The sequence below is a fragment of the Hyalangium versicolor genome, assembly GCF_020103695.1.
In the GTDB taxonomy this organism is placed as follows: domain Bacteria; phylum Myxococcota; class Myxococcia; order Myxococcales; family Myxococcaceae; genus Hyalangium; species Hyalangium versicolor.
The window spans coordinates 281087-308042 of record NZ_JAHXBF010000014.1 but is presented as its reverse complement, the minus strand read 5'-3'; the positions used below and the strand labels follow the sequence as shown (position 1 = coordinate 308042).

Below are 26956 nucleotides of genomic sequence, written 5' to 3'. Positions count from 1 at the left end.
TACCCACGGCGAGGCTGTCGAAAGGACCGGAAGTCCCGGCGCGGGGACTTGCCGTGGCATTCGTGCCTCCCTAGCTTGGCCAGCATCCTACGGCGGTGTGGGGCAGGAGGCGGGCGGCGTGTTCTGGACAATGAGCATCATCCTCTTCGTGCTGTGGTCGCTGGGAATGATCAGCGGCTCGACGGAAGGGTACTGGGTTCATCTGCTGCTGATCTTCGCGCTGGTGACCCTGACGCTGGCGGTGGTTCAGCGCGGGCGGCGGTTGTCGACATGAGCTCGCCGCAGTGTCTCGAGGTGGAGCTGCCTGAGGACTCGGCCGGCTTCATCCGGCGGCAGTGTCCCCACTGCTCCCGCATCTTCAAGACGCGCCGCAGCCGGTTCGACTCGAGAGCGCTGCACCGCCGTCTGGTGACGCTCTTCCCGTTCGAGAATCCGCACGAGGGCTATGTGCCGGTGCCTTCGTGGACGTGCTTCTACTGCGGCCATCAGGCCGACGCGGACGAGTTCCTGGTACGCGATCACGTGGCGTACCTCGAGTCGCTCGCGAGGGGCCTGGCCAACCATGTCCGCTACGAGCAGCTCTCGCACGTGTCGCGGACGCTGGGGCAGAACCCGCGGCCCACCTTCGTCGCGATGGCGCCGGAGGCGCTGCCCGAGGGCATGCCGGACGAGCCCGAGGATCTGCGCCCCATCCACCTGGTCTGCTGCAGTGACGAGGTGAAGGCGCTCTGGGACTGGGATGGGCCGTTCTACTGCCCGCGTTGCGGAGCACACCACGGGGGCTTGAGCGGCCGGCAGCAGATCCACCTGGAGTTCATCCAGGAGTAGACGGGGCCCGGGGGCTCGGAGCAGGCTGTCCGCCGCATGCGGATGGCTCGACTCGCGGCTGTGCTCGTCCTGATGCTGGCCGTGGGCGAGGCCCGTGCGCACGACGCGGACATCCTCTATGCCCAGGTGCAGCGCACCCAGCCGGGGGGCCCCGAGGTGCGCGCGCGGGTGACCCTGACGGCGAGCACGCTGAGCCTGTTGTTGCCCGCGGATGCGGATAGGGATGGCTCCGTGTCCCAGGCGGATCTGGAGGCCCGCCGCCCCGCGTTGGAGGTCGGGTTCTGGGACGCGCTGCCGCTCACCGCGGGCGGAGCTCCCTGCGCTCGCAAGGAGCACACGGCCCAGGTGCGGGAGGGGTTCGTGGAGCTGGCCGCCACCTTTCAATGTCCGCCCGGACCGCTGCGGCAGACGTACACGGTGCTCTCCATCCTTCCATCGAACTATCGGGTGGTGCTCGGTACCTATGGAGGGGAGGGAGGTCAGCTCTTCGCGGACAGCCTCCATCCGAGCCTCGACATTCCCGAGCGCGGCACTTCTCCCGCACAGGCCGTAGGGCCGGGGCTTGGCGGATGGATCCAGCTGGGGATGAAGCACATCTTCGAGGGGATCGATCACCTGGCCTTCCTGATCGCCCTGCTGCTGGTGGGCGGGCGCCTCCGGCAGATCCTCTGGATGGTGACATCCTTCACGGTGGCCCATTCGCTCACGCTGGGCGCCACGGCGCTGGGCTTCATCCTCCTGGACGCGCAGCGGGCGCGCTGGGTGGAGGCCGCCATCGCCCTCTCCATCATCTATGTGGCGGCCGAGAACCTGGTCCGTCGAGAGCATCGCCATCGGGCCGTCATCACCTTCCTCTTTGGATTGGTGCACGGCTTCGGCTTTGCCAGCGCGCTGAGCGCCTACGGCCTGGGAGGACAGGTGGCCTCCGGCCTGCTCGGCTTCAACCTCGGAGTGGAGCTGGGCCAGGCCGCCATCGTCGTGGCCCTGCTGCCCCTCGTGCGGTTGATCCAGCGCCGTCCCAAGGTCAACCTGTGGACGGTGCGAGTGCTCTCCACCGTCATCCTTGGCGCTGGAGCGTGGTGGTTGGTCGAGCGCCTCGGTTGAATCCCCGCGATCCCATCCCTAACTTCCCGCGAAAGGTCGAAGGTAGGGAGAAGGGGGACGCAGATGGGAGCGAGGCATACTCGCCTGGCGGCCGCACTGGCGGCGGCATGGGAAGCCGAAGTGGTCTCGGCCCGGCGGATGACGGCGCTGGCCGAGCGCGTCGGAGATCCTCGGGCGCGTGCACGCCTGATGGTGTTGGCAGCCTTCTGCCGAGCCCATGCTTCTCGATTGCTGGCGCGCCTGGCCGCGTTGGGGCGCGGGCCGCTGCCCGTGCCGCCCGAGGATGTGGAGGTCGGCTCGGATCTGGTGCTGGAGCTGCGCAGGGAAGGGGCTTTCGCCCGTACCGCCGCGGCCCGCTACGAGTCCACGGCGGAGATGGCCCGCCAGCACGCGGATCTGTCCTCGGCCTGGGTCTGCGAGCTCAACCGCACCGAGGAGCAGGATCGCTCCCGCGAGCTGCTCTCCCTGGCCGAAGGGGCCTTCCCCGTGCTGGGGATCGAGGACTCGGCCGCCGCGGCGCCCGCGGATTCCTAGTTGTCCGCGCTGACCCTGCTGACAGGCTCCTGGCCTTGGGCGTAGAAATGCGCCCATGGCGAAGGCAGAGAGCTACAACGATCTCATCTTCCAGCTGGGAGACCTGGCGCGGGACCGGTTGCCAGGCAAGCCCAACTGCCCGCGCACCATGGATCGTGTCTACCGCGCCGAGGAGGCGCTGGTGGCACGCCGGGACGAGCTGGCGGCATGCGAGCAGGAGATGAACGAGGAGGACGGGTCCTGGCAGGACTTCCAGGCCCAGCAGGAACAGGAGCGCGTGGGCCTCAACGTCACGGTGAAGAAGTACAAGAAGGCCGTGGATGCCATCGAGGGCAAGGTCAAGGAGATGCGCAAGCAGCTCTCCTCCAAGAAGGCCGAGCTCCGCTATGGCGAAGACAGCCTGAAGAAGCAGGAAGTGAAGATCCACGACATGGAGATGACCCGTCGGGATCCGATGGAGATCGCCACCGCGCGCGAGAACCTGAAGAAGAACCGCCTGAAGATGATGCGGCAGGCGCGCGACATCGAGGCCATCCAGGACGATCTGAACAACGCGCTGACGCCGCTGCCCGGCCAGCCCGGAGCGCCCGGCATCCTGGCGCACAAGCGCCTGCTGGAGATGGAGGACGAGGCCGAGGAGCGTGAGGCCTCCTTCAAGGAGCGCATGGCCGAGCTCGACCAGGCGATCGCCCAGAAGGAAGAGGAGATCCAGGCCGCGGAAGACTACCTGGATCAGGCGTTGTTCCTGCTCGGCGAAGAGGTATACCAGCAGCGCATTTCGGATGCGCAGCTCGCCCCGTTCTACCCGAGACTCGATCGCGCCCAGTAGGGCCGGCGCCACTCTCGGTGCTTGACGGGAGGGCCGTGTTTGCTAGATTGCGCCGCTTCCTGATGCCCGGGTATGGGCCAGGCATTGGATTTCATTGGGTTTTCTGCGCCACAGGCGCTCGCAGTGAGGATGACGTGAAGGGTCTGATTGGCAAGAAGATCGGAATGACCCAGGTGTTCAACGAGGAAGGCAACCTCGTCCCTGTCACCGTGGTCGACGTGAACAGCTGCCAGGTCGTGGGCAAGCGGACGCCGGAGAAGGATCAGTATTCGGCGGTGACGCTGGGCTTCGGTGAGATTCGCGAGAAGATTCTCACCAACGCGCAGAAGGGCTTCTTCAAGAAGAACAACGCCCCCGCGCGCCGGCACCTGAAGGAGTTCCGCGTGTCGCCGGAGGATGCCGCCCAGTTCAACGTGGGCGACGCGGTGAAGGCCAGCCTGTTCACCAAGGGGCAACTGGTGGACGTGACGGGCACCACCAAGGGCCGCGGCTTCCAGGGCGTCATGCGCCGGTGGAGCTTCAAGGGCTCGCAGACGAAGACGCACGGTACGCACGAGTATCAGCGTCACCCGGGCGCCATCGGTCAGCGTAAGACGCCGGGCCGCACCTACCCGAACAAGAAGATGCCGGGTCACTACGGCGTGGAGCAGGTCACCACGCAGAACCTGACCGTGGTGGACGTGGACGAGGAGAAGGGCCTGCTGCTCATCAAGGGCGCCGTCCCCGGCCACAACGAGGCCATCGTCTACGTGAAGCCGTCCATCAAGCTGGCGCTTCGCGAGCAGCACAAGGCTGGCAAGAAGTAGTCCTCCGCCGAGTCGCTGTACCGACGCCCCGCGCTGGGTCCTCCGAGGATCCAGGCGGGGCGTTCGCATTTGAAGTGATCCTCAAGGCTCCTGGGTATCAGGAGTGAGGAGCCCAGCAGTGACGGCGGCTTGGCGCGCATCCGAGACGGCTCCCATGACGCGGCCGGATTCAGGAAAGAGCTTCTCTGCGCGCGTGCTCAGTTCCAGAGCTTGAGGGAGTTGCTCGTTCATTTCGAGCAGGCGGATGAGTCCGGCCCAGGCGTCCTCGAGGCTCGAGAGAGCCTTGGCGGCTCCCTCTTCGAAAAGCTTGCGGGCTTCATCTGGAGCGTTGCGATGGGTGTCCAGAAAGTAGGCAAGCTCGATGAGCGTGTCGGCACTCCGACCAGAAGCATGAACGGCCTGCTCCAGGAGGTGCTGCACTTCGGCGAGCATCTCTTCGACACCCTGGTTCGGCTCATCGGTGCGGCGAAGCATCCGGGCCAGTTGGAGCAGGTTGGGCGTGAAGGCAGGGCAGTCTTCCGCGAGCTCACGCTGGATCGTCAGATGACGGGTTGCGCCTGGATGGCTCTCGGCAGTCGTGCGGGCTGTTTGCAGCTTCGAGAGGAGTTCTTGAGGACTCAGGTGGGCCATGGGGTGCTCATTTCTCCATGAGACGGGCTTCTTCCTCAATGAGCTTCCGGGCCATCTGCAATTGGGCCTGGGACGCAGTGCTGAAGTCTCTCTTGTCCAACATGGTCTTGATCTCGAAGAGGGTGAAGTCCTTGAGCTGAGAGGGGAAATCACGCACGCGTTGAAGGCGGGCGGGGATCTCGCCCAGCTTCGTGGTGAGCACGGAAATCCGCTGCAACATCCGCGACGCGAGTTCCTTGCTGACCAGTCCCCCGGCAGTGCCTTCGGAGATGAGCACCTGGGCCTCGGCGAACTGGCCCTGGGCGATAAGGGCCCAGATCCGGGCGCTTGCAGTGCCACCTTTGGTCCGGATGCCTTCCTCCTGCCCGGCACCAGAAGAGGTGTGGCCATTCGCGTGACTGCATCCGTGGAGGCACAACACGAGTACGCCGACGATGACTCGGAATACCTGCATTGGTTCCTCTCCTTCGGTGAACCTTCTGATTCTACATGCCGCGTCGCTCCTCAGTCGTCAGCAGAGCTTCGCACCCATGCCATCGCAGGAGGCCTGATCCCGGAGCAGGGCAGCGATCGAGGGGAACCCTCTCCGTTCGTCCGGCTATGTTGACACCGACAACTTATCGTGTTTACATCGTCAACATGAGTCGCGGTCACGACGTGGCCGCGTGTCCCTGCCGAGGTGGTCCATGAATGAAGAGCTGATCCTGAAGTTCGTGAGTACGCCGGTGATGCTGGGCTGGCTGGCGATGGTGCTGGCACCTCGGTCCCGCGTGACGCGGTGGCTGCTGGAGAGCGATGCGCTACCGCTGGGCATCGGCGTGCTGTACCTGTCGCTGGTGGCGCCCCACCTGCCGGGCCTGCTGCGCGAGTTCGACACGCTGGCCCATATCGGCGCCGCGCTGCAGCGCCCGGGAATGCTGCTGGCCGGGTGGATCCACTACCTGGCCTTCGACTTCATGGTGGGGCGGGTGGTGCTCGCCGATGCGCAGCGGCGAGGCATTCCGCACCTGCTCGTCGTGCCGTGCCTGCTGCTGACCTTCATGCTCGGGCCCGTGGGCTACCTGGCCTACACGGCCGTCCGGCTGTTCTCGCGCCGCTTCCGTCCCGCAGTGGCTCCGCTTCCCGAACCCGCCCACTGATTCCCGCCCGCACTCTCCACTCGGAGTCCTTCCATGTCCGCGATCTCTTCCCGTCCTTCGTTGAGCAGTCTGTGGCGCCGCGCCTGGAGCCTGTCTCCAGCCCTGGCGGTAGGTACCGTGGTGATGATCCTGGGCAGCGTGCTCTCGGCGATGGGCATGGTGCTCGATCCGCGCCAGTTGCTGGGCGAGTCTGTCTGGTTGAAGCCGGCGAAGTTCTACGTCTCGCTGGCCATCTACGACGTCACGATCCTCTATCTGCTCGGCTTTCTTTCCGAGCGGCGCCGCTTCTCGCGTGCGGTGGGGGCAGTCCTGTCGGCGTGTGGCGTCATCGAGATGGTGGCCATCACGCTCCAGGCGGCGCGTGGGGTGCGCAGCCACTTCAACATCGCCACCTCGTTCGATCAGGCGATCTTCTCGACCATGGGCATCACCATCACGGTGCTGTGGGTGACGATGGTGGTCCTGGCGGTCGCGTTGCTGCGAGCGAAGCTCACGGATCTCTCCCTGGCCTCGGCCCTGCGCATGGGGCTGCTGGTCGGAGTGGTGGGCGCGGGGCTGGGCTTCTTCATGACCTCGCCCAATTCCGAGCAGATCGCGAGCATGAAGGCTGGCGAGGCGCCGAAGGAGTCGGGCTCGCACACCATTGGAGGCAAGGATGGGGGTCCGGGCCTGCCGCTCGTGGGCTGGAGCAGCGCCGCGGGTGACATGCGGCCCGCGCACTTCCTGGGGCTGCATGGCATGCAGGTCCTGCCCGTCATCGCCATGCTGCTGGCGCGTCGGCGAGAGCGCTCCGAGTCACGTCGGCTGGCGCTGGTCCGAGCCTCGGGTGTGGCCTACCTCGGCCTGACGCTGGCCGTCGCAGTCCAGGCCCTGCGCGGTCTGCCCATCATCCACTGGGATGCCATTGGCGTGGCGAGCCTGTCGCTGGTGCTGCTGTTCAGCCTCGCGACGTTCGCGGCGAGCCTCCTGCTCAAGCGCGAGCCTGCCGTCGTGGCAGCCTGACGCGGTTTGGCCCGGGCAAAGTGAGCCGCGGCGCCACCGCACGCACTCCTCGCTGTCTGTACACTGGGAAACAGTTTCCCTTTCCCAGGAGGAGTGATGCGTCAAGCGGGGTCAGCGTTTGTGGCAGCGGTTTTTGTCGTGATCTCGGGTTGTCTGTTGGGGGCTTGTGAGCCCACCACCGGCGGTCCGGAGGTGCCGATAGCGGAGCCTGCAATGGCTGTCAGCAGGTCCGCGCTCGTGAATACCTCTTACATCGATCTCCGGCTCCGCACGGGAACTGCGGTGGGGCAGGGCAGTACCTGTGGCGCGCGCAATGAAGTCACCCCCAGCTGCAATAGCTACGGCAACGCCTCGGACTTCAGCTTCCACTGGATCGCTCCGTACAACGGTAGCTTCACGTTCACCACCAATGGATCCAACTACGACACGGTCCTGGTGGTCACCGACTGGAACTCCAGCGCGACGCTGGGCTGCAATGACAATGCACCCGGCAGCGGCCTCGCCTCCGCGGTGACGGTCAACCTGGCCGTCAACCAGGAGGTCAGCGTCACGGTGGATGGCAGTGGTTGGGCCTGTGGCAGGTTCCAACTCAACATCAACGGGGTGCCTCTCTCCTGCGGCGCCTGCAATACGCCCCCCACTCCGTGTCATGAGCCGAATGGCACCTGCTCCGGGACGACGTGCAACTACGCGCTGAAGGCCGAGGGCGCGTCATGCAATGCCGGCGCTCCTCCTGGCCAGTGCTACCAGTCCACGGGGACCTGCACCGCCGGCCAGTGCATCAACAATCCCAAGCCCTATGGTGAGTGGTGCGACTCGGGGAACGTCTGCGAGGTCGCCCAGTGCAATGGTGCTGGCCAGTGCGTGTTCAAGGAGAACCTCGTTTGCCCCTACGATCCCTGCCAGCAGTCCTACGGCTGTGATCCCTATCAGGGCTGCGTCTATGACGATTGGTGCTCGAGGGCCGGTGGACAGTGCGTGGACAACTGCTGCCGGGACTCCACCTTTTACTATTGCATTGCCCCCGTGGCGTGGTGAGCCCAGGTCCAGTCAAATCTTCGCAAAACCGAAGAAGTCCCGGATTCCAGCATTATCGTAATATAGAAGAAACCTTGGACTTTCGGGTTTGCCTTTGGTAAAAGCTGCCCTCACGTGCCGCTCACGCCGAGCGCCGGGCCCAGGGGCCAATTCCAACAGTTCTTGTGCAGGCAGAGACCGTGTCGCCGCGGATGGCGACACGGAAGGGCCGTCTCATCTCGGCGTGACGACCACGAGTGATGTGTATGGGTCATCCAGAGGGAGAAAGAATGAAGAACCAGAAGGTGTCGAAGGCGTTGCGTTCCTTTGTCTCCGTGGGCTCGCTCTCTACTGTTGCATTGCTATCCGCGGGGTGGACCAGCGGCTTGAGAGAGCCCGCTGCCAGCCCTGATCGGGCCGCACTGGCCGCGGATGCGCTGTACATGCGCCAGAAGTTCCAGGCTCGCGGCCTGCAGACCGCGGACTCGATGCGCATCGATCTGACGGATCCGGCGCAGTACCGCTTCGTGGAGAACCGGCTCCGGGCTTCTGGAAAGACTCCGAAGAACTCTCCCAACCTCTTCTCGCGGCTGACCGTGGCCCGGGAGAAGGCGCTGGCCGGCGGGCGGGCCTCGGGTATCGAGCAGACCGGGGCGACGGAGCAGGGCCAGTGGTGCACCCACTTCCTCTATGTGGGCGGCGAGAAGGGCGACGGCTCCAGCACTACCTATGAAGTCACTCCGGTGGTGGCCTGTGAGGGCGGCTCTGACTACGTCTATACCGATGTCATTGCCTATGACTCGAACCGCGATCTGACGGACAACATCCCCATCGACTCCGCGGCGGGTGAGGACTACAGCGGCGGCACGAACTTCGTTGGCGACCTCCTCATCTACCCGAGCGTTCCGGCGCGTGGCGACAGGCACCTGAACCTCGAGTCGCTGATGATCGCCATGGACAGCCGCACGGGCGCCGAGCAGTACACGTACACGCAGGCGCAGACGGTCTCCACGCCGGCCCCGCAGGGCATCAGCGTATTCCACCCGGCGCAGCTGCTGGGCGGCGCGGGCTCGGACATCGTGGTCTGCCAGCAGCGCGGTGGCAGCGACTGCGACTACGCCATCTCGGGCTACGTCAACGGTCTGCTGCAGGCCTACCCGTCCACTGGCCAGATCACGGGCCTGGCCGGCGCCAAGGCGGACGGCTCGCGGGATCCGGGTGCGTACTGGCCGGTGCGCCTGCCCTACTCGCAGTCGCGGATCTACCTGCCGGTCAACGGCATCTATGACGCGGGCGCGAAGTCCACCGACTGCCGCATCACCCAGTTCGAGTCGGCCAAGCTGCGCCTGCAGCTCGTGAACACGGGCAAGGTCTGCTACGTGGAGGCGGACTTCCTGAACAACCTGGTCACCGGCTCGCGCTACTCCGCCTTCTCGTTCCTGGCGGACTTCACCAACGTGGCCAGCGGTCCGGGCAACTGCACCACGGACACGATCCTCAACGAGCCCGTCGCGCTCTGGATGCAGATCAAGGCCAAGGCCGACTGCGGCGGCGGCCTGATCGAGAACCGCTACACCGCCACCACCCCGGATCTGAAGGCGCTGGTGACCCAGAAGATCTTCTACCGCAACAGCTGCATGGCGGCGGGCACGAGCATCCTGCGCGCGGACGGCAGCAGCAGCGCGATCGAGCAGCTCAAGGTGGGGGACAAGGTCATCGCCAACGACAAGGGCGTGGCGCTGACGGTGATGGACATCTCCCGCGGCAACGAGGACAAGCCGCTCGTGCACGTGCGCGACAGCGCGGGCCACGACGTGCGCCTCACCGAGCAGCACCCGGTCATCACCGCCTCCGGCAAGGTGGTGCCTGCGGTGGCGCTGAAGGTGAAGGATCAGGTCAAGGCGAAGGGTGGAACCACCACCATCACCTCCATCGAGCGCATGCCCACCGAGGGCCAGGTCTTCAACCTGACCCTGGGGACGGACGCGGAGCTGGCCGCGCTGAGCAAGGAGGAGCGCACCATGTTCGCCGGTGGCTTCCTGGTCGGTGACAACTCCATGCAGATCCAGCTCGAGACGCCGAAGCACCCGCAGGTCGCCCTGTCCAAGGACTGGCGGAAGGACTTCGCCCAGCGGCTCGACGTGAAGCGCGGCGCCGCCCGCAAGTAGCCTCCAGGTAAGCAGGTGTAAGGGGGGAATCGAGCTTCACCGTGATCCCCACCCTCCAGCGCCCCGTTCCCGAGCCAACAGTTGCTCGGGGGCGGGGCGCTCGTTTTTGCAGTCTGGAGGCCCACAACCTGGAGGGGAGGGGCCTCGAAACGTCATCCATCAAGCGGTGCTGGCTTCAGCCGTGAAAAAAATGCACGGTCGGGGGTTCTGCGCACCTTGCCCGTCGGGCATCGGATGTGCACTTGGATGCGCCAACAAGGGGTCGCGCGTCGCTGGGACGCTCGGCTTCCAAGGGGGCGCTGATCCTCACAGCTACATCGCGGCCAGCCCCCACGGCCGCACCAGGACCCTATGTTGACCGTGCGTTTACTTCGCGTGCTCTCCTCGATGATCCTGGCCCTGACGGCCCTGAGCGCCGCCGGGCAGGAGCAACTCCTGGAGCCAGCCGTTGTCCGCAACCGGCTCTACCGCCCCGCGGGCAACCTCGAGTTCTCTCCGAGCGTGGGCGTCTCCATGCTCACGTACCTCACGGCCCACTACACGCTGGACATCGGTGTGGCCTACAACCTCTTCGACACCTTCGCCGTGGAGGGCCGCGCCGGCTACTCCTTCAGCCGGCAGACGGGCCTGGCGCGCTCCATCTCCGAGAGCTTCCTCGGCCGGGACGACAAGAAGATCACCGACGAGCTGGAGGACCTGTGGCGGATGAACGCCCACGGTGTCGTCGGCCTGCGGTGGGCGCCCGTGTACGGGAAGCTGTCGCTGATGGCCGAGGTGCCCGCCCACTTCCAGGCTTACCTGTGGGGCGGCGGCGGGGTGGGCTCGTTCAAGCGCCAGTCGCTGATCCAGTGCGGCCAGGTGGTGGACCGGGGGCTGGGCATCTGCGACGACCGCTCGGATCCGTTCGATCGCTCCACGGCCAACGAGAACTTCTGGGTGAAGGAGACGCGGGTGGCCCCGGTGGTGAGCGCCGCGGTGGGCTTCCGGTTCTTCGCCTTCGAGCGGCACGGCGTGAAGTTCGAGCTGCGGGACTGGGTGTTCCGCGACGCCTACCGCGTGGAGCTGTCTCGGGATGACTGGGAGGCGGGCCGCGAAACGGGCTCGCCCGCGTCTCACCCGGGCCTCACTCATCTCGTCCAGTTCGACATCGGCTACACCTTCCTCTTCTAGAACCCATGCGAACGATCCTGTCCTTCGCGGTCTTCCTGTCGACCCTTGTTGGTGCCGAGCCCGCGGTGGCTCAAGCCAAGCCCACGGTGCCCGCGCCCGGAGCCGAGAGCTCCATTCCTCCCTCGGTGGCTGCTCCGGCTGATCCGGTGGCACGGCCTCAGCCGACGACTCCGCACGAGATGGGCTCGGCCGTGCCCGCCGAGCAGTCCACTCCCGCGGCCCGCAAGCCGGTGCAGGAGGAGGAAGAGGAGTCCGAGAATCAGGCTCCTTCTTCGAATGAGGCTCCGCCTCCCGCCGAGGCCTCGGCTCCGCAGCAGCCCGCTTCGGATGCTCCCGTGGCGATGGGGGACGTGGACAACGAGCTGAGTACGACGACGCCGGAGCAGCAGCGGCTGGTGAACGGCGCGCCGCTCTACAACCCGAACGTGTCCGTCCACATCGTCCAGAAGAAGCGCTTCGCGGACGAGGGCCGGCATGAGTTCGCGCTCTATCCGGTGGCGGTGCAGGTGAACGGCCGGTTCACCAACCACGCGGGCAGCGCGCTCAACTACACGTATCACCTGCAGGAGAACTTCGCCGTCCAGCTGACGGGCCAGTACAACTGGCACTCCAACGAGAGCCACTTCAACCTGGAGCTGATCGACAAGGTTCGCGAGCAGGCTCAGGCGGCCTCGTCGCTGCTGCTGACGTGGGGCGCGCAGGCCGGCGTCGAGGTGACGCCGCTCTACGGCAAATTCGCCTTCTACGACAACCACCTGGCGCAGTTCAGCCTGATCATCAACGGCGGCGCGGGCTTCGGCGGCACGCGGCATCTGATCCGCCCGCAGGTGGCCAACGAGGTGGATGGCCAGACGTACGACGTCCCGGCGCGCTTCGGCTACACGGGGACCAAGTTCCTCGGCTCGGTGGGCGGCGGCTTCCGCGTCCAGTTTGGTGATTCGTACTCGGTGCGCCTCGAGGTGAAGGACGTCGTCTACACCGCTCGGGTGGATCGCGTGGACGGCTGCAACCTGGCCGACTTCGAGGCGATGGAGGCCGCGCGCGCCAGTGATGCTCCGTTCTCCAACCTGGGCCTCAGCGGTGGCTGCCAGTTCCAGAAGTTCGACGGCGTGGACCCCAAGACCAAGAAGAACTACCGCGAGGACATCATCCTCGGGAGGGATCTGGTGGCCGAGCCCTCCTCGGACGTCCTCAACAACGTGAGCTTCTACGCCGGCTTCTCGGTCCTCTTCTGATGGAAACCTCTGTCATGTCCCGACTGCTCGCACTCGTCGCCGTCGTCCTGGCACCGCTCGCGGCGTCCGCCCAGGATGTGAATGCCTACAACCGCGCGCTCTCCGCCTTCAACGCGGGTGATCTCGACGCGGCCGCGCCGCTCTTCTTCGAGACCTCCGAGCGGGCCTCGGATCCGGAGACGAAGGGCAAGGCCGAGTACTACCTGGCGCAGACCTTCGCGAAGAAGGGCCTCCCAGTGGCCGCCTTCGTCACCTATGCCGCCATCGTCAAAGCCGGCCCGAAGCACCCTTCGTACCTCAAGGGAGTGGAGGGGCTTGTCGACATCCAGCAGCAGTTGGATGAGCAGAACCTGATCCCCAGCCTGCTCAACCAGGCCTACACGGATGAGGTGCGGGATCAGTGGGTGACGCTGCCTCGCGAGGTGCTCGCGCGCATCAACTTCCTGGTGGGCACCATCAGCCACCGCCGTGGCCGCTTCGAGGAGGCGCGCTCGCTGCTGGAGGCGGTGCCACCCGACAGCCGAGTCTATGCCAAGTCGCAGTATCTGCTGGGCATCGTGCTGGCTGATCCGCGCTTCCCGGGCCGCCCGGGCGAGGCGGATGCGCTGGACAAGGCTGCCCTGGCCGCGTTCCAGACGGTTTTGAAGCAGAAAGGCGAGAAGGCCGAGCGGCAGCTCGAGTTCAAGGAGACGCGCGAGCTGGCGATGCTGGGGCTCGGGCGCCTCCACTACGGGCGCGGGGAGTATAAGGAAGCGAGCGAGGCCTACGAGGCCGTCCCGCGCTACTCGCGCTACTGGGATCAGGCCCTCTTCGAGAATGGCTTCTCCCGCTTCCAGAACGAGGACTTCGGCGGAGCGCTCGGCAGCCTCCAGGCACTGCATGCGCCCCAGTTCGCCGGCGCCTTCCAGCCCGAGTCGTGGATCCTCAAGGCGACCGTCTACTACTACAGCTGCCTCTTCGACGAGGTGAAGACGACGCTGGCCGCGTATGACGACGTGTACGGGCCGATGGCGAAGCAGCTGCAGCCCTTCACCGGCGACGACGTGGACTTGATCCCCACCTTCAACATGGTGTCCGCCTCGGAGAACCGGCGGCTGCCTCGCCCGGTGTACCTGTGGATCCGCAACAACGAGCGCATCCGCGAGGTGATGCGGGTGCTGGCCAACGTGGACTCGGAGAAGCGGGCCATCGTCGGCTCGTCGTCCTGGAAGGGGAGCGCTCTGGCGACGCAGACGGTGGCCTCCTTGGAGGATGTCCGCAACACGCTGCTCCAGGTGGGCGGCACCCTGGCCAAGAGTCGGCTCCGCGAGGCCTCCGACAACCTGCGCACCTTCTCCGACCAGGCCGAGATCATCCGCGTGCAGACTGCGCTCGATCAGAAGGACCTGCTCCAGGCGGGCGTGGATCAAAAGGCCCTGCTCAAGCGGCAGTCGCTCTATCGGCCCGCCATGCCCGGCGCCGCCTGGAACTACTGGAAGTTCCAGGGCGAGTTCTGGATCGACGAGATCGGCTACTACCAGTACACGCTCAAGCGGGGCTGTCCGGCGAAGCCTGGCCAGGAGCAGCGGAGCCAGCAGGGGCGCGACGAGGATCGTGAGGAGCTGGGCTCGCGGTAGGCTTGATCGGCGTTCGAGCAGTCAGGAGTAAGGGGGCGAGTCCGCGCGTTGTTCCGCGCCGTGGCCGCCCCTTTTTCGTGTTCAGCTGCTGAACCCTCCAATGCCCTCTGGGGCGCATTCTGTCGTCTTGGCACGGTTGCAGCACTTCTCATTCCAAGAGTGCGCGTCTACCTTCGGTCGTCCCTTCGATGGCAGGAGTTCGCATGAAGGCGTTCCTTCGTTTTGGTGCGCTGGCGGTGGGCGTAGCGCTCACCGCGAGTGGGGTGGGGGAGGCGGCGGCGCCTAGAAAGGCGGCGAAGAAGCCTCCAGCGGCGGCGGCAAAGGCCAAGGCGGGTTCCAAGGCTGGCGCCTCCAAGGAGGCTACGGCCAAGGAGGCCACGGCCAAGGCGCCGTCGGCCATCCCGGGCGAGCCCGAGGAGAAGGAGCGGCGCAATGGCCCGGCGCGGGTGAGCCCCGCCAGCGCCAAGTTCGCCGATCTGCCGCGCATCGCCGACAGCAAGAAGGACGCGCTGGCGGACAAGAAGCGCGACGAGGCCATCGAGGGCTTCAAGCGGCTGATCCCGAAGATCCAGGACGGTACCTCGCGCAAGGCGGATCTGCTCTACCGGCTCTCGGAGCTGTACTGGGAGAAGTCCAAGTACCTCTACCGGCTGGAGATGGACCGGTACCTGGCCGAGGAGAAGAAGTACGACGCGGCGGTGGCCCGGGGCGACAAGATCGATGCCCCCAAGGAGGATCACCGCGACAGCGAGCGCTACCGCGCCGAGACGATGAGCCTCTACGAGGACATCCTGCGCGACTATCCGCAGTACGAGCTCCGGGATGAGGTCCTCTTCTCGCAGGCCTACAACCTCCAGGAGCTCAACCGCGGCCCCGAGGCGGTGAAGCGCTACGAGGAGCTGATCCGCGACTTCCCGAAGTCGCAGTTCGTGCCGGACGCGTACATCCAGCTGGGCAACTACTACTTCGACAACAACAAGCTGGCCCCGGCGCGGAAGAACTACGAGAAGGCGCGCGAGACGGGCGTGCCGAAGATCTACGCCTACTCCATCTACAAGCTGGCCTGGTGCGACTTCAACAGTGGTGAGTACGACGCTGGCCTCAAGAAGCTGCAGGAGGCGGTGGAGTTCGCGGAGACCCGCGGCGAGGAGCTGGGCGACCTCAAGACGGAGGCGCTCAGCGACCTGACGGTCTTCTACGTGCAGCTGGATCAGCCGAAGGAGGCGATTGCCTACTTCAAGCAGAAGGCGCCTGCGAAGCGGCAGTCGCGGCTGATCTCGAAGACAGCGGTGGGGCTGGCGGACGCGGGTCACTTCGACAGCGCGATCCTCATGTTCCACTGGTTGATCGACGACAAGCCCATGGGCCCGGGCGCGCCCGAGTACCAGCAGGCCATCGTCCGCGCCTACGAGGGGCTGCGCCAGCGCACGCAGGTCCGCTCCGAGATGAAGAAGATGGTGGAGCTTTACCGTCCGGGCGGCTCGTGGTGGCAGGCCAACACGGGCAGCAAGACGGTGCTGCGCAACGCGTTCAACGTCACCGAAGAGGCCATGCGCGTGATGGTGACCGAGTACCACCAGGAGGCGCAGAAGACGCGCCAGGTGGAGACCTACCGGCTTGCCCGCGACATCTACAAGGAGTACGTGGACACGTTCGCGTCCAGCGCGGATCCGGAGTTCGTCTCGGACTCGGCCTTCAACCTGCGCTTCTTCTACGCGGAGATCCTCTGGACGCTCGAGGAGTGGGAGGCGGCTGCCGCTCAGTACGACGCGGTGGTGGCGTTCAAGATCCCGGACCGGGACTCGGCCAAGGAGGTCTCCAACGAGTCCTACCGCAAGAGCGCCTCGTTCGCGGCGGTGCTCGCCTACGACAAGCTGGTGAAGATCGAGCGCGGCCAGCTCACCCAGAGCAACCTCAAGGACGGCCAGAAGGTCGACGAGAACAAGTACAAGGGCGACGTCGAGAAGAAGCGCATCGTCAAGAAGAACGCGAAGGAGCAGCAGGAGCAGCCGCTCACCCGCTTCGAGGATCGCCTCGTCGCCGCCTGCGACGTCTACAACAAGCTCTACCCGGACAATCCGGACGAGGTGGACCTGCGCTACCAGGCCGCCGTCATCCTGTATGACCGGAACCACTTCGTGGACGCGGCGCGGCGCTTCGGCGAGATCATCGCCAAGTACCCGGAGGAGCGGCGCTCGCGGGACGCGGCGGACCTGACGATGTTCGTGCTGGAGAGCCGCGAGGAGTGGCTCGAACTCAGCAAGCTGTCTCGTCAGTTCCTGTCCAACAAGAAGCTGACGAAGCCGGGCACGGACTTCGCTGTGCGCGTGGCCAAGGTGGTGGAGGGCAGCCAGTACAAGTACGTGGATGAGGTCGTCTACCGCCAGGAGAAGAACCCGAAGAAGGCCGCCGAGCTCTTCCAGCAGTTCGTCACCGAGTTCCCCAAGTCGGAGAACGCGGACCGGGCGCTCACCTACGCGATGATCATCTTCCAGGAGGCCGCGGAGCTGGATCGCGGCGTCGAGGCCGGCGAACGTGTCCTCGCGGAGTACCCGGACAGCCCCTTCGCGCTGAAGGTCCGCTTCACGCTGGCGGGCTTCTACGAGAAGATGGCCGAGTTCCGGAAGGCCGCCGAGGCGTATGAGGGCTTCGTCGCCGCCTATGACACCGCCACGGGGAAGGACTCGGGCGCGAAGAAGGCCAAGGTCGCGAAGAAGGGCGCGAAGACTGCGGCGGCTCCGGCGAAGAAGCCGGAGGGGCAGCCCGGGTCCGAGCGTGAGCAGCTCCTGACGGAGGCCGAGGGCTGGGTGGCCGACGCGCTCTTCAACGCCGGTCTCTGGTGGGAGGGCGTGGGCGAGTCCCAGAAGGCTGTCGTCGCCTACAGCGCGTACATCTCGCGCTTCCGGGATCGCAAGGACGTGCCGCAGCTCGCCTTCAACATCGGGCTCGTCCACGAGAAGGATGCCCGCTGGTCCGAGGCAGCGAGGGCGTTTGCCTCCTTCGCGGCGACGTACGGGCAGGACTCGCGCATCGCCTCCGGCCAGGCCTACCTGGCGAAGTACCACGAGCTGCTGGCGTACCGGCAGTTGAAGAACGCCAAGGAGATGGAGCGCGTCCAGGGCGACATGGTGCGCGGATGGGCCCGGCTCTCGGAGGAGGACAAGAAGAACGTCAGCCTGCTGGATGCCTACGCCCACGCCCGGTTCCTGGAGCTGGACTTCCTGTGGAAGCGCTACACGGACATCCGTTTCTCGCGCGTGGCAACCATCCGGCGCGACCTGGCCGCCAAGCAGCGAGAGATGCAGAAGCTCGAGAAGGAGTACGCGGCGGTGCTGGCCGTCGGCTCGGGCGAGTGGGGTATCGCGGCGCTCACGCGGATCGGGCTGGCGTACTCGGACTTCGCTCGCAACATCCTCGAGTCTCCGGATCCCAAGGGGCTGGATGAGGATCAGCTCGCCATGTACCGCAGCGAGCTGGAGAATCTGGCGCTCCCGCTCGAGGACAAGTCCACCGAGGCGCTGGAGAAGGCGCTCGACAAGGCCTACGAGCTGTCCATCTACAACGAGTGGACGCTCGCGGCGCAGGACCAGGTGAACAAGTACCGTCCAGGAGCCTACGCGCAGGTGCGGCAGGTGCCCTTCCGCGGCAGCGAGTTCTTCGCCACCTCGGACGTGGCCAAGGATCCGGGGATGTCGGCCGCCGCCACAGCGGGAGCCCAGCCTGCTGCTCCTGGCACTCCGGCGCCCGCTCCGGCAACGCCTGAGCCGCAGCAGCAACAGCAGGCTCCGCGGGCTGTTCCTCAGGCCACGCCTTCGCCTGCCGCCACGGTGGGGGAGGTCCGGCCGTGAAGCGCACTTCATCCATCGAATCCTCAGGGAAGAACGCCATGACGATCGCTCGCACGTTCGCAGCCGCCGCGCTCGCCTTCACGACCGCGTGTGCCACGGGCTCGCAGATCAAGCCGACGCCTCTCACCGAGACGGCGCCGAAGCAGCAGCCCACGCAGGTCGCGGCTCAGCCTGCCTCGCCGGCTGCGTCGCCCACGCCGGCCGCTGGGCCGGGGGCCACGGACTCCGGAGCGCAGGAGCGGTTCCAGGCCGCGCTCGCGGCGTTCGATGCCGGGGATTACGACGCGGCCCGCAAGGCCTTCGAGGAGGTGGTGGCGAGGGCTCCGCAGAGCCTCAACGCCCAGTTCAACCTGGGCCTCATCGCCGAGCGCCAGGGCCGCCTCCCGGATGCCCAGGCGGCCTATGAGAAGGTCCTCTCGGTGGATGCGAACCACCAGCCCTCGCTGCTGAACCTGGGCCGGCTGTACCGGCTGCAGGATCGGTTCGACGACGCCATCAGCTTGTACGAGAAGGCGTTGAAGGCTCCGGGCCACGAGCATGACGTGGCGCTGCTCAACAACCTCACCGTGGCCTACCGGCTGGCGGGCCGGTTCGACGAGGCCGAGGCCACCGCGCGTCGCGTGCTCGCGCGCAGCAAGGACAACCCTGAGGCCTACAAGAACCTGGCCCTCATCTATTACGACCAGGGCAACTACCGGTTGGCCGAGGTGGTGAGCGCCAACGCTCGCAAGCTCGCGGAGAACGATCCGGGCGTCTACAACAACCTGGGGATGATCTACCTGAAGCTGAACGATCGTCCTCGCGCGCTGGCCCAGTTCCAGAAGGCCGTGTCGCTCGATCAGAAGTTCGCTCCGGGCTACCTGAACATCGGCGCCATGGCGCTGTCCTACCGGGACTATCAGGGCGCCGAGCGGGCCTTCTCCAAGGCGGTGGAGCTCGATCCCGCCGCCTACGAGGGCCACCTCTATTACGCCTACGCGCTCGATGGGCAGAAGGGCCGCGATCCGAAGAAGGGCATCGTCGCGGGTGAGGCCTACGAGAAGGTGCTCGTCCTGCGTCCGGAGCAACCGGATGCCGTCTGCGGCGCGGGCTGGGCCTATGCGTCGGACCGCGCTGGCTGGGACAAGGCGCTCGGCTTCCTCGAACGCTGCAAGGGATTGCAGAGCACCTCGGCGCAGGACAAGCAGATGATCGAGGCCAAGGTGCAGGGCATCCAGGCGATGCAGAAGAACGGCGCGCCCCAGCCCACGGCCGAGGAGAAGAAGGCGGCCACCCCGGCTCAGGGCGGTGACAACTCGCTGCTGGACAAGGTGTCGGAGGACGCGGCGCAACAGGAAGGCAACGCGCCCGAGCCCGAGGAGGCAGCTCCCGCGAACGAGACGGCTCCGGCCGGTGCGCCTGCTCCCTCGCCTGCACCTTGAGCACCTCGGACGGGACAAATGACTGGAAGCAGTGGGAAGATTTTTCCCGATGGGGGCCGGGCAACGTGGCAGGCGAGGGCCAAGTTCCCTACGATCCTGGGAATTGGGCTTGGATCGACTCCTGCAAGAACCTGCGGGAACCTCTTCCAGGGCTCGCTGTCGAAACCGATGGGTGAACGGAGGCTGAAGATGAAGCGACTGGCATCGGCGGTGGTGGCGGCGGCGTTGTGGGCGGGCCCTGCGGTGGCTCAGGAGAAGGACGAAGTGAAGATCATCCAGGAGGAAGACAAGACGGTCTATCGGAAGAAGACCGTCATCGACTTCACGGATGTGACGGTGGAGGGCGAGCTCACCAAGCCGGAAGGCTCCTACGTCCTCAACCGGAAGAAGACGGACTTTCAAAGCCTCATCAAGGTCCGGGACAACTTCAACCCTGAGTTGCAGAAGTCGGTGGACAACCTCTAGCGCCTGAAGGGGGCGCGCGTTTTCTGGGTGTGGAAGGGGAAGGGAACGATCCTCATGGCGGCGGCGAAGAACAACGGATTGAGGTTGCGTATCACCGGACCGGACGGGTCCACGATGGAGACCATCGCGGACGCGGAGAGCATCATTGTCGGTTCGGGCGCACAGGCGGCGGTGAAGATTCCAGACCCGAGTGTCTCCAACCTTCACGTGATGTTGAAGGTGGACAGGGACGGCGGAGTCACCGCGATTGATCTCGGCAGCGAGTCCGGAACGGCGGTCGGCGGGCAGCGGTTGATGGTGCCCAAGCCACTGGCGTCCGGAGATGTGCTGTCGGTGGGCTCCTCTCGAGTGGAGGTGCTCTTTGGCGAGGCCGAGCCTCCTGCTCCCAAGGTGCCGGTGGGTGCGCAGGTGAGCGGACCGGCCTTCCAGGGTTCGGTGACGCAGCGCACGCCGGTGCCGGCGCCGGTGCCTTCGATGCACGCGGCTCCGGAAGTCGTCGTGCCTCCGTCGAGCCGCACGCTGACGCCTCCGGGGCTGCGGCTGAAGGCCACGCCGACGCCGGTCCCTCTGCCGACGAAGGCTCCGGCGACGGCCCCGGCGGCGACTCCAGTGCCTCCGCAGGCGAAGAAGCCGCAGCCGGCGGCGCACCTGCAGGAGCCGTTGCCTCCGGACGCGATGCCCACGCCCGAGGCGAAGGTGCTCCAGGTGGCGATGCTCTGGGGCGATCAGATCCTCGAGGTGCAGCACTTCAAGGATGGGGTGCCGGTCACCATCGGCGAGGCGAAGAAGAACTTCTTCCACGTCTTCGATTCCGCGGTGGGCAAGCGCCACGTGCTGGCGGTGGGCGAGGGCGGCAAGGTGGAGCTGCGCGTGCCCGCGGGCGGTGGCGTCTTCGTCACCAACCAGGGGGATGTGCGGACGAAGGATGCGCTGCGCGCGGCGGGGAAGCTGGCGTCTTCGGTGGCGAACCAGGGCCAGGTCTTCTCCCTGGGGCTGCACGACCGGGCGGAGGTGTCGCTCGGGACGATCGCCTTCGTGGTGCGGTACGTGAAGCCTTCGCCGGCCTTGAAGGTGAACACGCTGAACGAGGCGGACTTCACCTACTTCAAGATCACCTGCATCACGCTGATGGCGTCGGCGGCGGTCATCGTCGCGATGCTGCTGACGCCGCGCTCGGACACGCCGAACGCGGATGACATCCTCCAGGATCAGCAGCGGGTGGCGAAGTTCCTCATCAAGCCCGAGAAGAAGGTCGAGGTGAAGAAGCTGAAGCTCTCCGGAGTGGAGGAGGGCGCCAAGGCCAAGGACGAGGAGGGCAAGTTCGGCAAGCAGGAGGCCAAGAAGGAAGAGGCCGATCCCTCCAAGCCGGGCACTCCGGTGGTGGACAAGACCAAGCGCGAGAAGGACCGGCAGGTGGTGGGCAAGGTCGGTCTGCTCGGCGCCTTCAAGGGCCTGAAGGGTGGAGCCTCGGACGTGTTCGGGCCCGGCGGTCTGGGTACGGGTATCAACAACTCGCTCGGCGGCCTGAAGTCGGGCGCGGGGCTGGGTGATGCGCAGGGCGTGGGCGGCCTGGGCTCGCGCGGCAATGGCTCGGGCGGTGGCGGCACGGCGCTGGGCATCGGTGGCCTGGGCACCCAGGGCAACGGCCGCGGTACCGGTGGCCACGGCGGCATCGACCTGGGCGGCAAGGGCAAGGCGACCACGAAGATCATCCCGGGCAAAACCACGGTGGTGGGCGGCCTGGACAAGGACGTGATCGCCAAGATCATCCGGCAGCACCAGAACGAGATCAAATACTGCTACGAGTCCGAGCTGAACAAGAACCCGAGCCTGGCCGGTAAGGTGGCGGTGGCCTTCACCATCGACCCGGCGGGTGCGGTGGCGGACGCCTCGGTGACGGAGACGACGCTCAACAACTCCACGGCGGAGAACTGCATGCTGTCGCGCATCCGCCGCTGGAAGTTCCCCGAGCCCAAGGGCGGCGGTGTGGTGGCGGTCACCTACCCGTGGCTCTTCTCTCCCGCCGGCAGCGAGGGCGAGGGCTGAGCCACTCCCCTCGGAGCTGAAGTCCGAGAGCCTCCAGCGCGCCTCCGGGTGCCTGGGGGCTCTCCTCTTTGCGGGAAGTGGGGCTCGAGGTTCCGGAGTCGTGGGGTGGAAGACGTTCGCCCTGAAGAGTTTTCACGTCAGGCGTTGCCGTTGCGCGGGAGGCGTCATTAACGTCCAGCGCCGCTCCCGGATGAGCCAGGGAGTGCCTGCGTGGGAGGTTCTGTGAGGAAGTACCTGATGGTCGCCGCGCTCGCTGTGTCCACCTCTGCCCTGGCGGGTCCTCCGCCTGAAGGCGTGGAGTTCAAACCGCGCCGCGGCTTCTTCACCGAGACGGACATCGGCATGTTCTTCACGCTCGGCGGGGAGAACACGTACTCGAACGCGCAGTCGTACCTGCAGCTCGGCGTGGGGTATGACCTGACGGAGACGATCTCGCTCGGGCTGCACTTCGGGCTGGGCTCGTCGGCGGCGAACTGCTTCGCGGGCTACCTGCCAGACTCGGACATCTGCGCACTGTCGGACAACTTCACGGTGGCCTTCGGAGACATGACGGCGGCCTACCACGTGCGGATGACGGATCGGCTCTACCTGACGCCGAAGGTGGCGGCCGGGTACACGCGGCTGGATCCGGCGCCGGTGGATGTGGAGGGAGATCCGGGCCGCTCCGTCAACGCGCTCAATGCGGGCGTGGGCATTGGCATCGAGTACGGGACGATGATGGATCACTTCTCGGTGGGGGCGGACTTCCTGGCTCGCTATGTCATTGGTCCGAACATCCCCACCTTCGCGCTGTTCCCGAGAGTGAAGTACACGTTCTGAGCCGCCGAGCTGCGACTGCGAGCAGCCGCGTGCCGCCCGCGTCTGGAGAGCGTGCCGCCCGCGCTGCGGGACGGTGATGGATGGCCGGTACCTCGTAACAGCCTGAATTCACAGTGAGCACGCCTTGGCATCCGGCCTGCAGTGGGCCCGGGTCTCATCTTCATCTGGGTGCAATCATGAGAGAGCTTGTGGGCCTTGCGCGTTTCCTGTTCGTCCTTGTGCTGATCCTCACGACCGAAGCGCTGGCCTGAGACTTCACTCCTCGGCCTTTCCGGGTCCTTCGGAATTCACATCCATGCCGACGCGCGTCCATCCCTGTGCCAGCCAGTGAAGGCACTGCCGGACGAAGCCGGATGGACCGGCTCGTTCCGAGCACCTCCGAGGGGTTGCCATGCGCCGATTGTTGGGACTGGGCACGGGCCTGATCGCGATCCTGCTGATCGCTTGTGGAGACGCGGCGGAGGAGACCCCGCTGCCGCCGCCCGTCCCGTCCACCTACCATCGGGATATCGCGCCGCTCGTCCAGGAGAAGTGTGGCGGGTGTCATGTCGAGGGAGGCATCGCGCCATTTCCGCTCCAGAACTACGAGCAGGTCTTCGCCATGCGCGGAGCCATCAAGGCCTCGGTGAAGGCGCGCATCATGCCGCCGTGGATGCCGGCGCGGGACTGCACGGAGTACCAGCAGGATCGCTCGCTCTCGGATGAGCAGATCGCGCTGATCTCCCGCTGGGTGGAAGAGGGCGGAGCCGAGGGCGATCCCGTGGACGAGCCCACTGTCCCCAGGGTGAGCCAGGGAGGGCTGTCACGTGCGGACCTGACGCTGGCAATGCCCGAGGCGTACTCGCCCACGCAGTCTCCGGATGAGTATCGCTGCTTCGTGCTCGACTGGCCGGAGACGGCCACGCGCTACATCAGTGGCTTCCGAGGCAATCCGGGGCGGCCGTCGATCGTGCACCACGTGATTGCGTTTCTGGCGAAGCCCGACGAAGTGGCCACCTACCAGGCGTTGGACGACGCGGATCCGAAGCCGGGGTACACCTGCTTCGGAGGCCCTGGGCTGCTCGGCAACACGGTGTCCTGGATTGGCAGCTGGGTGCCGGGCAGCGGCGGTATGGACTACCCCGATGGGACGGGTATCCAGGTGGAGCCCGGCTCCAAGATCGTCCTGCAGGTCCACTACAACCTGAGCAGCGCGAACGCGGCGGCCGACACGACTTCGGTCTCCGTGCGCCTGGAGTCCTCGGTGCAGAAGGTGGCCATCATGCAGCCGTGGACGAATCCGAGCTGGCGCCAGTCGGATGCCATGCTCATCCCCGCGGGGCAGGCGGATGTCCGTTATCGCTTCTCGTTCGATCTGGTGCCGCTGCTCTCGAACGTGACGCGGGGCGTCTTCGTGAACGGAGTGCCCATCACCGTGTACTCGGCCGGGTTGCACATGCACACGCTCGGCTCGTGGGGACGCATGGAGATCGAGCGGAAGACGGGCGGCACCGACTGCATGCTCGACATCCCCCGCTGGGACTTCCACTGGCAGGGCAGCTACGCGTTCGCCCAGCCGAAGGTCCTCACGGCAGGCGATCGCATGGCCATCGAGTGCCACTGGGACAACAGCCTGCCCATGGCGCAGGACGTCATGTGGGGGGAGGGCACCGAAGACGAGATGTGCCTGGGAACCTTCTATATGACCCAATGAACCAAGAACTACCCCAGGGGACCGGACAGCTAGGCTTAAGTTTCCGTCTTTAAGTCTAAAGGTGCTTGAAATTAAGCTGGCCAATTGTCACGATGCAATGCGTCGCCTCACGTGCTGGAGGAGCGCATGAAGAAGTGGCTGGCGGTTGCTGTCCTGGCTGGAATGGGAGTGTTGGGCCTGGTGGTCGAGCCCTCGGCCCAAGTGAAGCAGGGCAGCCCCATCAATGCAGGGGACACGGCTTGGGTTCTCACGGCTACCGCGCTGGTGCTGCTGATGACGCCGGGACTCTCGTTCTTCTACGGCGGCATGGTCCGGCTGAAGAACGTGGTTTCCACGCTCATGCAGAGCTACATGGCCATGGCGGTCATCAGCCTGCTATGGGTGGCTGTGGGTTTCAGTCTTAGCTTTGGTGACAGCATCCACGGGATCATCGGAGATCCGCGCACGTTCTTCATGTTCAACGGCGTGGGTGGGGAGACGCACCCGGATCTGGCGCCCACCATCCCGTTGATGCTGTTCGCGCTGTTCCAGCTGAAGTTCGCGATCATCACCCCGGCGCTGATCACCGGCGCGTTCGCCGAGCGCGTGCGCTTCAAGGCCTACGTGGTCTTCATGGTGCTCTTCAGCCTGTTCATCTACGCGCCGCTGGCGCACTGGACGTGGCACCCGGAGGGCTTCCTGCGCCAGTGGGGCGTGCTGGACTTCGCGGGCGGCACGGTGGTGCACATGTCCGCGGGCTTCGCGGCGCTGGCGGGCGCGATGGTGCTCGGGCGGCGCAAGGTCCACGTGGAGAACGTGACCCATACTCCGGCCAACCTGCCGTTCGTGCTGCTGGGCACGGGCATGCTGTGGTTCGGCTGGTTCGGCTTCAACGCGGGCTCGGCGCTGTCGGCCTCGTCGCTGGCGACGCTGGCGTTCGCGACGACCAACACGGCTTCAGCGGCGGCCATGCTGGGCTGGCTCGCCTTCGACTGGCTGCGCGGCCGCAAGCCGAGCGCCATGGGCGCCTGCGTGGGCGCGGTGGTGGGCTTGGTGGCGGTGACTCCGGCAGCTGGCTTCATCACCGTGGGCCAGAGCATCATGGTGGGCCTGGTGGCCAGCTTCGTCAGCAACGCGGCGGTGGCGTTCAAGAGCCGCACGGCGCTGGATGACACGCTGGATGTGTTCCCCTGCCACGGCCTGGGCGGTGTGGTGGGTATGATCCTCACGGGCGCGCTGGCCAAGGACGTGGGGCTGATCCACGGGCAGACGCGGACGTTCCTCATGCACATGCTGGCGCTGGTGATCGTGTCGGTCTTCTCCTTCGTGGGCTCGTACGTGCTCTACAAGGTGGTGGATCGCATCATCCCGCTGCGCGTCACCAAGGAGCACGAGGAGGAGGGACTCGATCTCAGCCAGCACGGAGAGACGGTGGGCGAGACGGCGGTGGCTCCGATGGCGCCGGAGGCTGCTCACGCCGAGGCTACCCCGAGCACCGTTTCGTCTTCGCCGCAGCAGCCGCAGATCCCGGTCCCGGCCTAGCCGGGACGTGGGAAGCCTGGAGGTGAGGAGCCAGACTCCTCCCTCCTGGGCAGGTGATTCCTGAAGTGCGGCAAGTGGAGAGTGGGTTGTCCGCTCCTCTTTGTCTGGAAGTGCCGTGACTCTGGGATTCCACGAGCGAGTCCCGAGTCGAGTTCCCTGCGGACGGAGTCTGGAGGCGGAGTTCCTGCATGAGGAGCCCGCTTCGATTCCGCTCACGGAGCGCCAGCCCGACGGTGACCTCTTGACTGGGGCGTGGTTCACAGGATGTCAGAGGTAGGATCCATCCTGGCTGCATGAATGAGCAAGCGGGTGGGGTGTGGGAGGAGGGGCTTGCGGTTGCCAAGGGCGCATAGCATCCTGGGCGCATGAGCGACCAGTCGCCTCGGAGCGGCGCAACTTACGAGGATCTGGAGAAGCTTCCATCCAACGTCGTAGGTGAGCTGGTGGGGGGCGAGCTCTACGTGAGCCCGAGGCCTGCATCACGGCACGCACTGGCGACGACGGTGCTGGCAGGCGAGCTGATGGGGCCGTTTGGGCATGGGAAGGGCGGTCCTGGGGGATGGCTGCTCCTGTTCGAGCCGGAGTTGCATCTGAGGAAGGACGTCCTGGTTCCCGACATGGCGGGGTGGCGGCGCGAGCGGATGCCGGAGATGCCGGACACCGTGGGCTTCAAGCTTCCACCAGACTGGGTCTGTGAGGTGCTCTCGCCTTCTACGACGGTGCTGGATCGCGGACGAAAGATGGGAGTGTACGCCCGCGAAGGCGTGAAGCACGTGTGGTTGGTGGATCCGGCAGCGCAGATGCTCGAGGTCTACCGATTGGAGGGGGGACGGTGGTTGATGCTGGGCACGCACGTAGGGGCATTAGAGGTGCGTGCCGAGCCCTTCGAAGCGCTTGCACTCGAGCTGGGCAAGCTCTGGGCGCGCTGAGCTCAGCTCGGGGGAGCCCCGAATGAGGGATGCTGTCTCTTGCGTTTGATGGGAGCCAGATGCAACCTGAAGGGTAGGAAGCACTGGCGCAACCTACAGCGTCAGACCCAAGTGTTAGACCCTCCTCATGGAAATG

At 66.0% G+C, this 26956-nt stretch carries 23 protein-coding genes; 21 read left to right on the top strand and 2 right to left on the bottom strand.

The genetic code is table 11. From position 1 onward, the window contains the following. The first annotated feature begins 118 nt into the window (after window positions 1-118). The 6 genes from KY501_RS28720 (at window position 119) to rplC (ending at window position 4101) form a co-directional block, all read left to right on the top strand. Window positions 119-274 (top strand): lmo0937 family membrane protein, encoded by a 156-nt coding sequence (locus KY501_RS28720; protein ID WP_224366663.1) that lies wholly within the window; start codon window positions 119-121, stop codon window positions 272-274. Continuing rightward, complete coding sequence (locus tag KY501_RS28715; protein ID WP_224366662.1) at window positions 271-828, top strand: hypothetical protein; 558 nt, start codon at window positions 271-273, stop codon at window positions 826-828. Before KY501_RS28720 ends, KY501_RS28715 begins: the two co-directional genes overlap by 4 nt. Before the next feature lie 36 nt (window positions 829-864). Further along, window positions 865-1932 (top strand): HupE/UreJ family protein, encoded by a 1068-nt coding sequence (locus KY501_RS28710; RefSeq protein WP_224366661.1) that lies wholly within the window; start codon window positions 865-867, stop codon window positions 1930-1932. 63 nt (window positions 1933-1995) lie between these two features. Continuing rightward, entirely contained in the window at window positions 1996-2466 is a 471-nt protein-coding gene (locus KY501_RS28705; RefSeq protein ID WP_224366660.1) for a hypothetical protein, read from the top strand. Between the two features lie 55 nt (window positions 2467-2521). After that, window positions 2522-3295: a hypothetical protein gene (locus KY501_RS28700; RefSeq protein WP_224366659.1), complete on the top strand. Its 774-nt coding sequence runs from the start codon at window positions 2522-2524 to the stop codon at window positions 3293-3295. A 134-nt stretch (window positions 3296-3429) separates the two neighbouring features. Next, window positions 3430-4101: a 50S ribosomal protein L3 gene (gene rplC, locus KY501_RS28695; protein WP_224366658.1), complete on the top strand. Its 672-nt coding sequence runs from the start codon at window positions 3430-3432 to the stop codon at window positions 4099-4101. Between the two features lie 81 nt (window positions 4102-4182). Here rplC and KY501_RS28690 read toward each other — a convergent pair whose 3' ends face one another. Continuing rightward, window positions 4183-4731 carry a hypothetical protein gene (locus KY501_RS28690; RefSeq protein WP_224366657.1) on the bottom strand — a complete coding sequence of 183 codons (549 nt, stop codon included), beginning with the start codon at window positions 4729-4731 and terminating at the stop codon, window positions 4183-4185. Between the two features lie 7 nt (window positions 4732-4738). Continuing rightward, entirely contained in the window at window positions 4739-5185 is a 447-nt protein-coding gene (locus KY501_RS28685; RefSeq protein ID WP_224366656.1) for a hypothetical protein, read from the bottom strand. A gap of 232 nt (window positions 5186-5417) precedes the next feature. On the opposite strand from KY501_RS28685, the gene KY501_RS28680 reads away from it, so the two are divergent. The 15 genes from KY501_RS28680 (at window position 5418) to KY501_RS28610 (ending at window position 26820) form a co-directional block, all read left to right on the top strand. Beyond that, entirely contained in the window at window positions 5418-5870 is a 453-nt protein-coding gene (locus tag KY501_RS28680; protein WP_224366655.1) for an ABA4-like family protein, read from the top strand. Window positions 5871-5903: 33 nt separating this feature from the next. Then, window positions 5904-6872 (top strand): hypothetical protein, encoded by a 969-nt coding sequence (locus KY501_RS28675; protein WP_224366654.1) that lies wholly within the window; start codon window positions 5904-5906, stop codon window positions 6870-6872. Window positions 6873-7109: 237 nt separating this feature from the next. After that, window positions 7110-7910 (top strand): hypothetical protein, encoded by an 801-nt coding sequence (locus KY501_RS28670; protein ID WP_224366653.1) that lies wholly within the window; start codon window positions 7110-7112, stop codon window positions 7908-7910. 269 nt (window positions 7911-8179) lie between these two features. After that, window positions 8180-10057, top strand: coding sequence for a Hint domain-containing protein (locus KY501_RS28665; RefSeq protein ID WP_224366652.1), 1878 nt, complete (start codon window positions 8180-8182; stop codon window positions 10055-10057). 351 nt (window positions 10058-10408) lie between these two features. Next, window positions 10409-11227 (top strand): outer membrane beta-barrel domain-containing protein, encoded by an 819-nt coding sequence (locus KY501_RS28660; RefSeq protein WP_224366651.1) that lies wholly within the window; start codon window positions 10409-10411, stop codon window positions 11225-11227. 5 nt (window positions 11228-11232) lie between these two features. Then, complete coding sequence (locus KY501_RS28655) at window positions 11233-12462, top strand: porin family protein (protein ID WP_224366650.1); 1230 nt, start codon at window positions 11233-11235, stop codon at window positions 12460-12462. Between the two features lie 14 nt (window positions 12463-12476). Next, the gene (locus KY501_RS28650) at window positions 12477-14078 is read left to right on the top strand and encodes a tetratricopeptide repeat protein (RefSeq protein ID WP_224366649.1); all 1602 of its coding nucleotides are present in this window, start codon (window positions 12477-12479) and stop codon (window positions 14076-14078) included. A gap of 203 nt (window positions 14079-14281) precedes the next feature. Beyond that, window positions 14282-17926 carry a tetratricopeptide repeat protein gene (locus KY501_RS28645; protein WP_224366648.1) on the top strand — a complete coding sequence of 1215 codons (3645 nt, stop codon included), beginning with the start codon at window positions 14282-14284 and terminating at the stop codon, window positions 17924-17926. Between the two features lie 38 nt (window positions 17927-17964). Further along, the gene (locus tag KY501_RS28640) at window positions 17965-19347 is read left to right on the top strand and encodes a tetratricopeptide repeat protein (protein ID WP_224366647.1); all 1383 of its coding nucleotides are present in this window, start codon (window positions 17965-17967) and stop codon (window positions 19345-19347) included. A 189-nt stretch (window positions 19348-19536) separates the two neighbouring features. Then, window positions 19537-19812: a hypothetical protein gene (locus tag KY501_RS28635; protein WP_224366646.1), complete on the top strand. Its 276-nt coding sequence runs from the start codon at window positions 19537-19539 to the stop codon at window positions 19810-19812. 54 nt (window positions 19813-19866) lie between these two features. Then, on the top strand, window positions 19867-21858 hold the full coding sequence (locus KY501_RS28630; RefSeq protein ID WP_224366645.1) for a TonB family protein: 1992 nt from the start codon (window positions 19867-19869) through the stop codon (window positions 21856-21858). A 237-nt stretch (window positions 21859-22095) separates the two neighbouring features. Then, window positions 22096-22677 (top strand): adventurous gliding motility protein CglE, encoded by a 582-nt coding sequence (gene cglE / locus KY501_RS28625; protein ID WP_255636925.1) that lies wholly within the window; start codon window positions 22096-22098, stop codon window positions 22675-22677. A 391-nt stretch (window positions 22678-23068) separates the two neighbouring features. Beyond that, entirely contained in the window at window positions 23069-24370 is a 1302-nt protein-coding gene (locus tag KY501_RS28620) for a monooxygenase (RefSeq protein WP_224366643.1), read from the top strand. Window positions 24371-24496: 126 nt separating this feature from the next. Next, on the top strand, window positions 24497-25891 hold the full coding sequence (locus tag KY501_RS28615) for an ammonium transporter (RefSeq protein ID WP_224366642.1): 1395 nt from the start codon (window positions 24497-24499) through the stop codon (window positions 25889-25891). 365 nt (window positions 25892-26256) lie between these two features. Beyond that, the gene (locus KY501_RS28610) at window positions 26257-26820 is read left to right on the top strand and encodes a Uma2 family endonuclease (protein ID WP_224366641.1); all 564 of its coding nucleotides are present in this window, start codon (window positions 26257-26259) and stop codon (window positions 26818-26820) included. The last annotated feature ends 136 nt before the right edge of the window (window positions 26821-26956 follow it).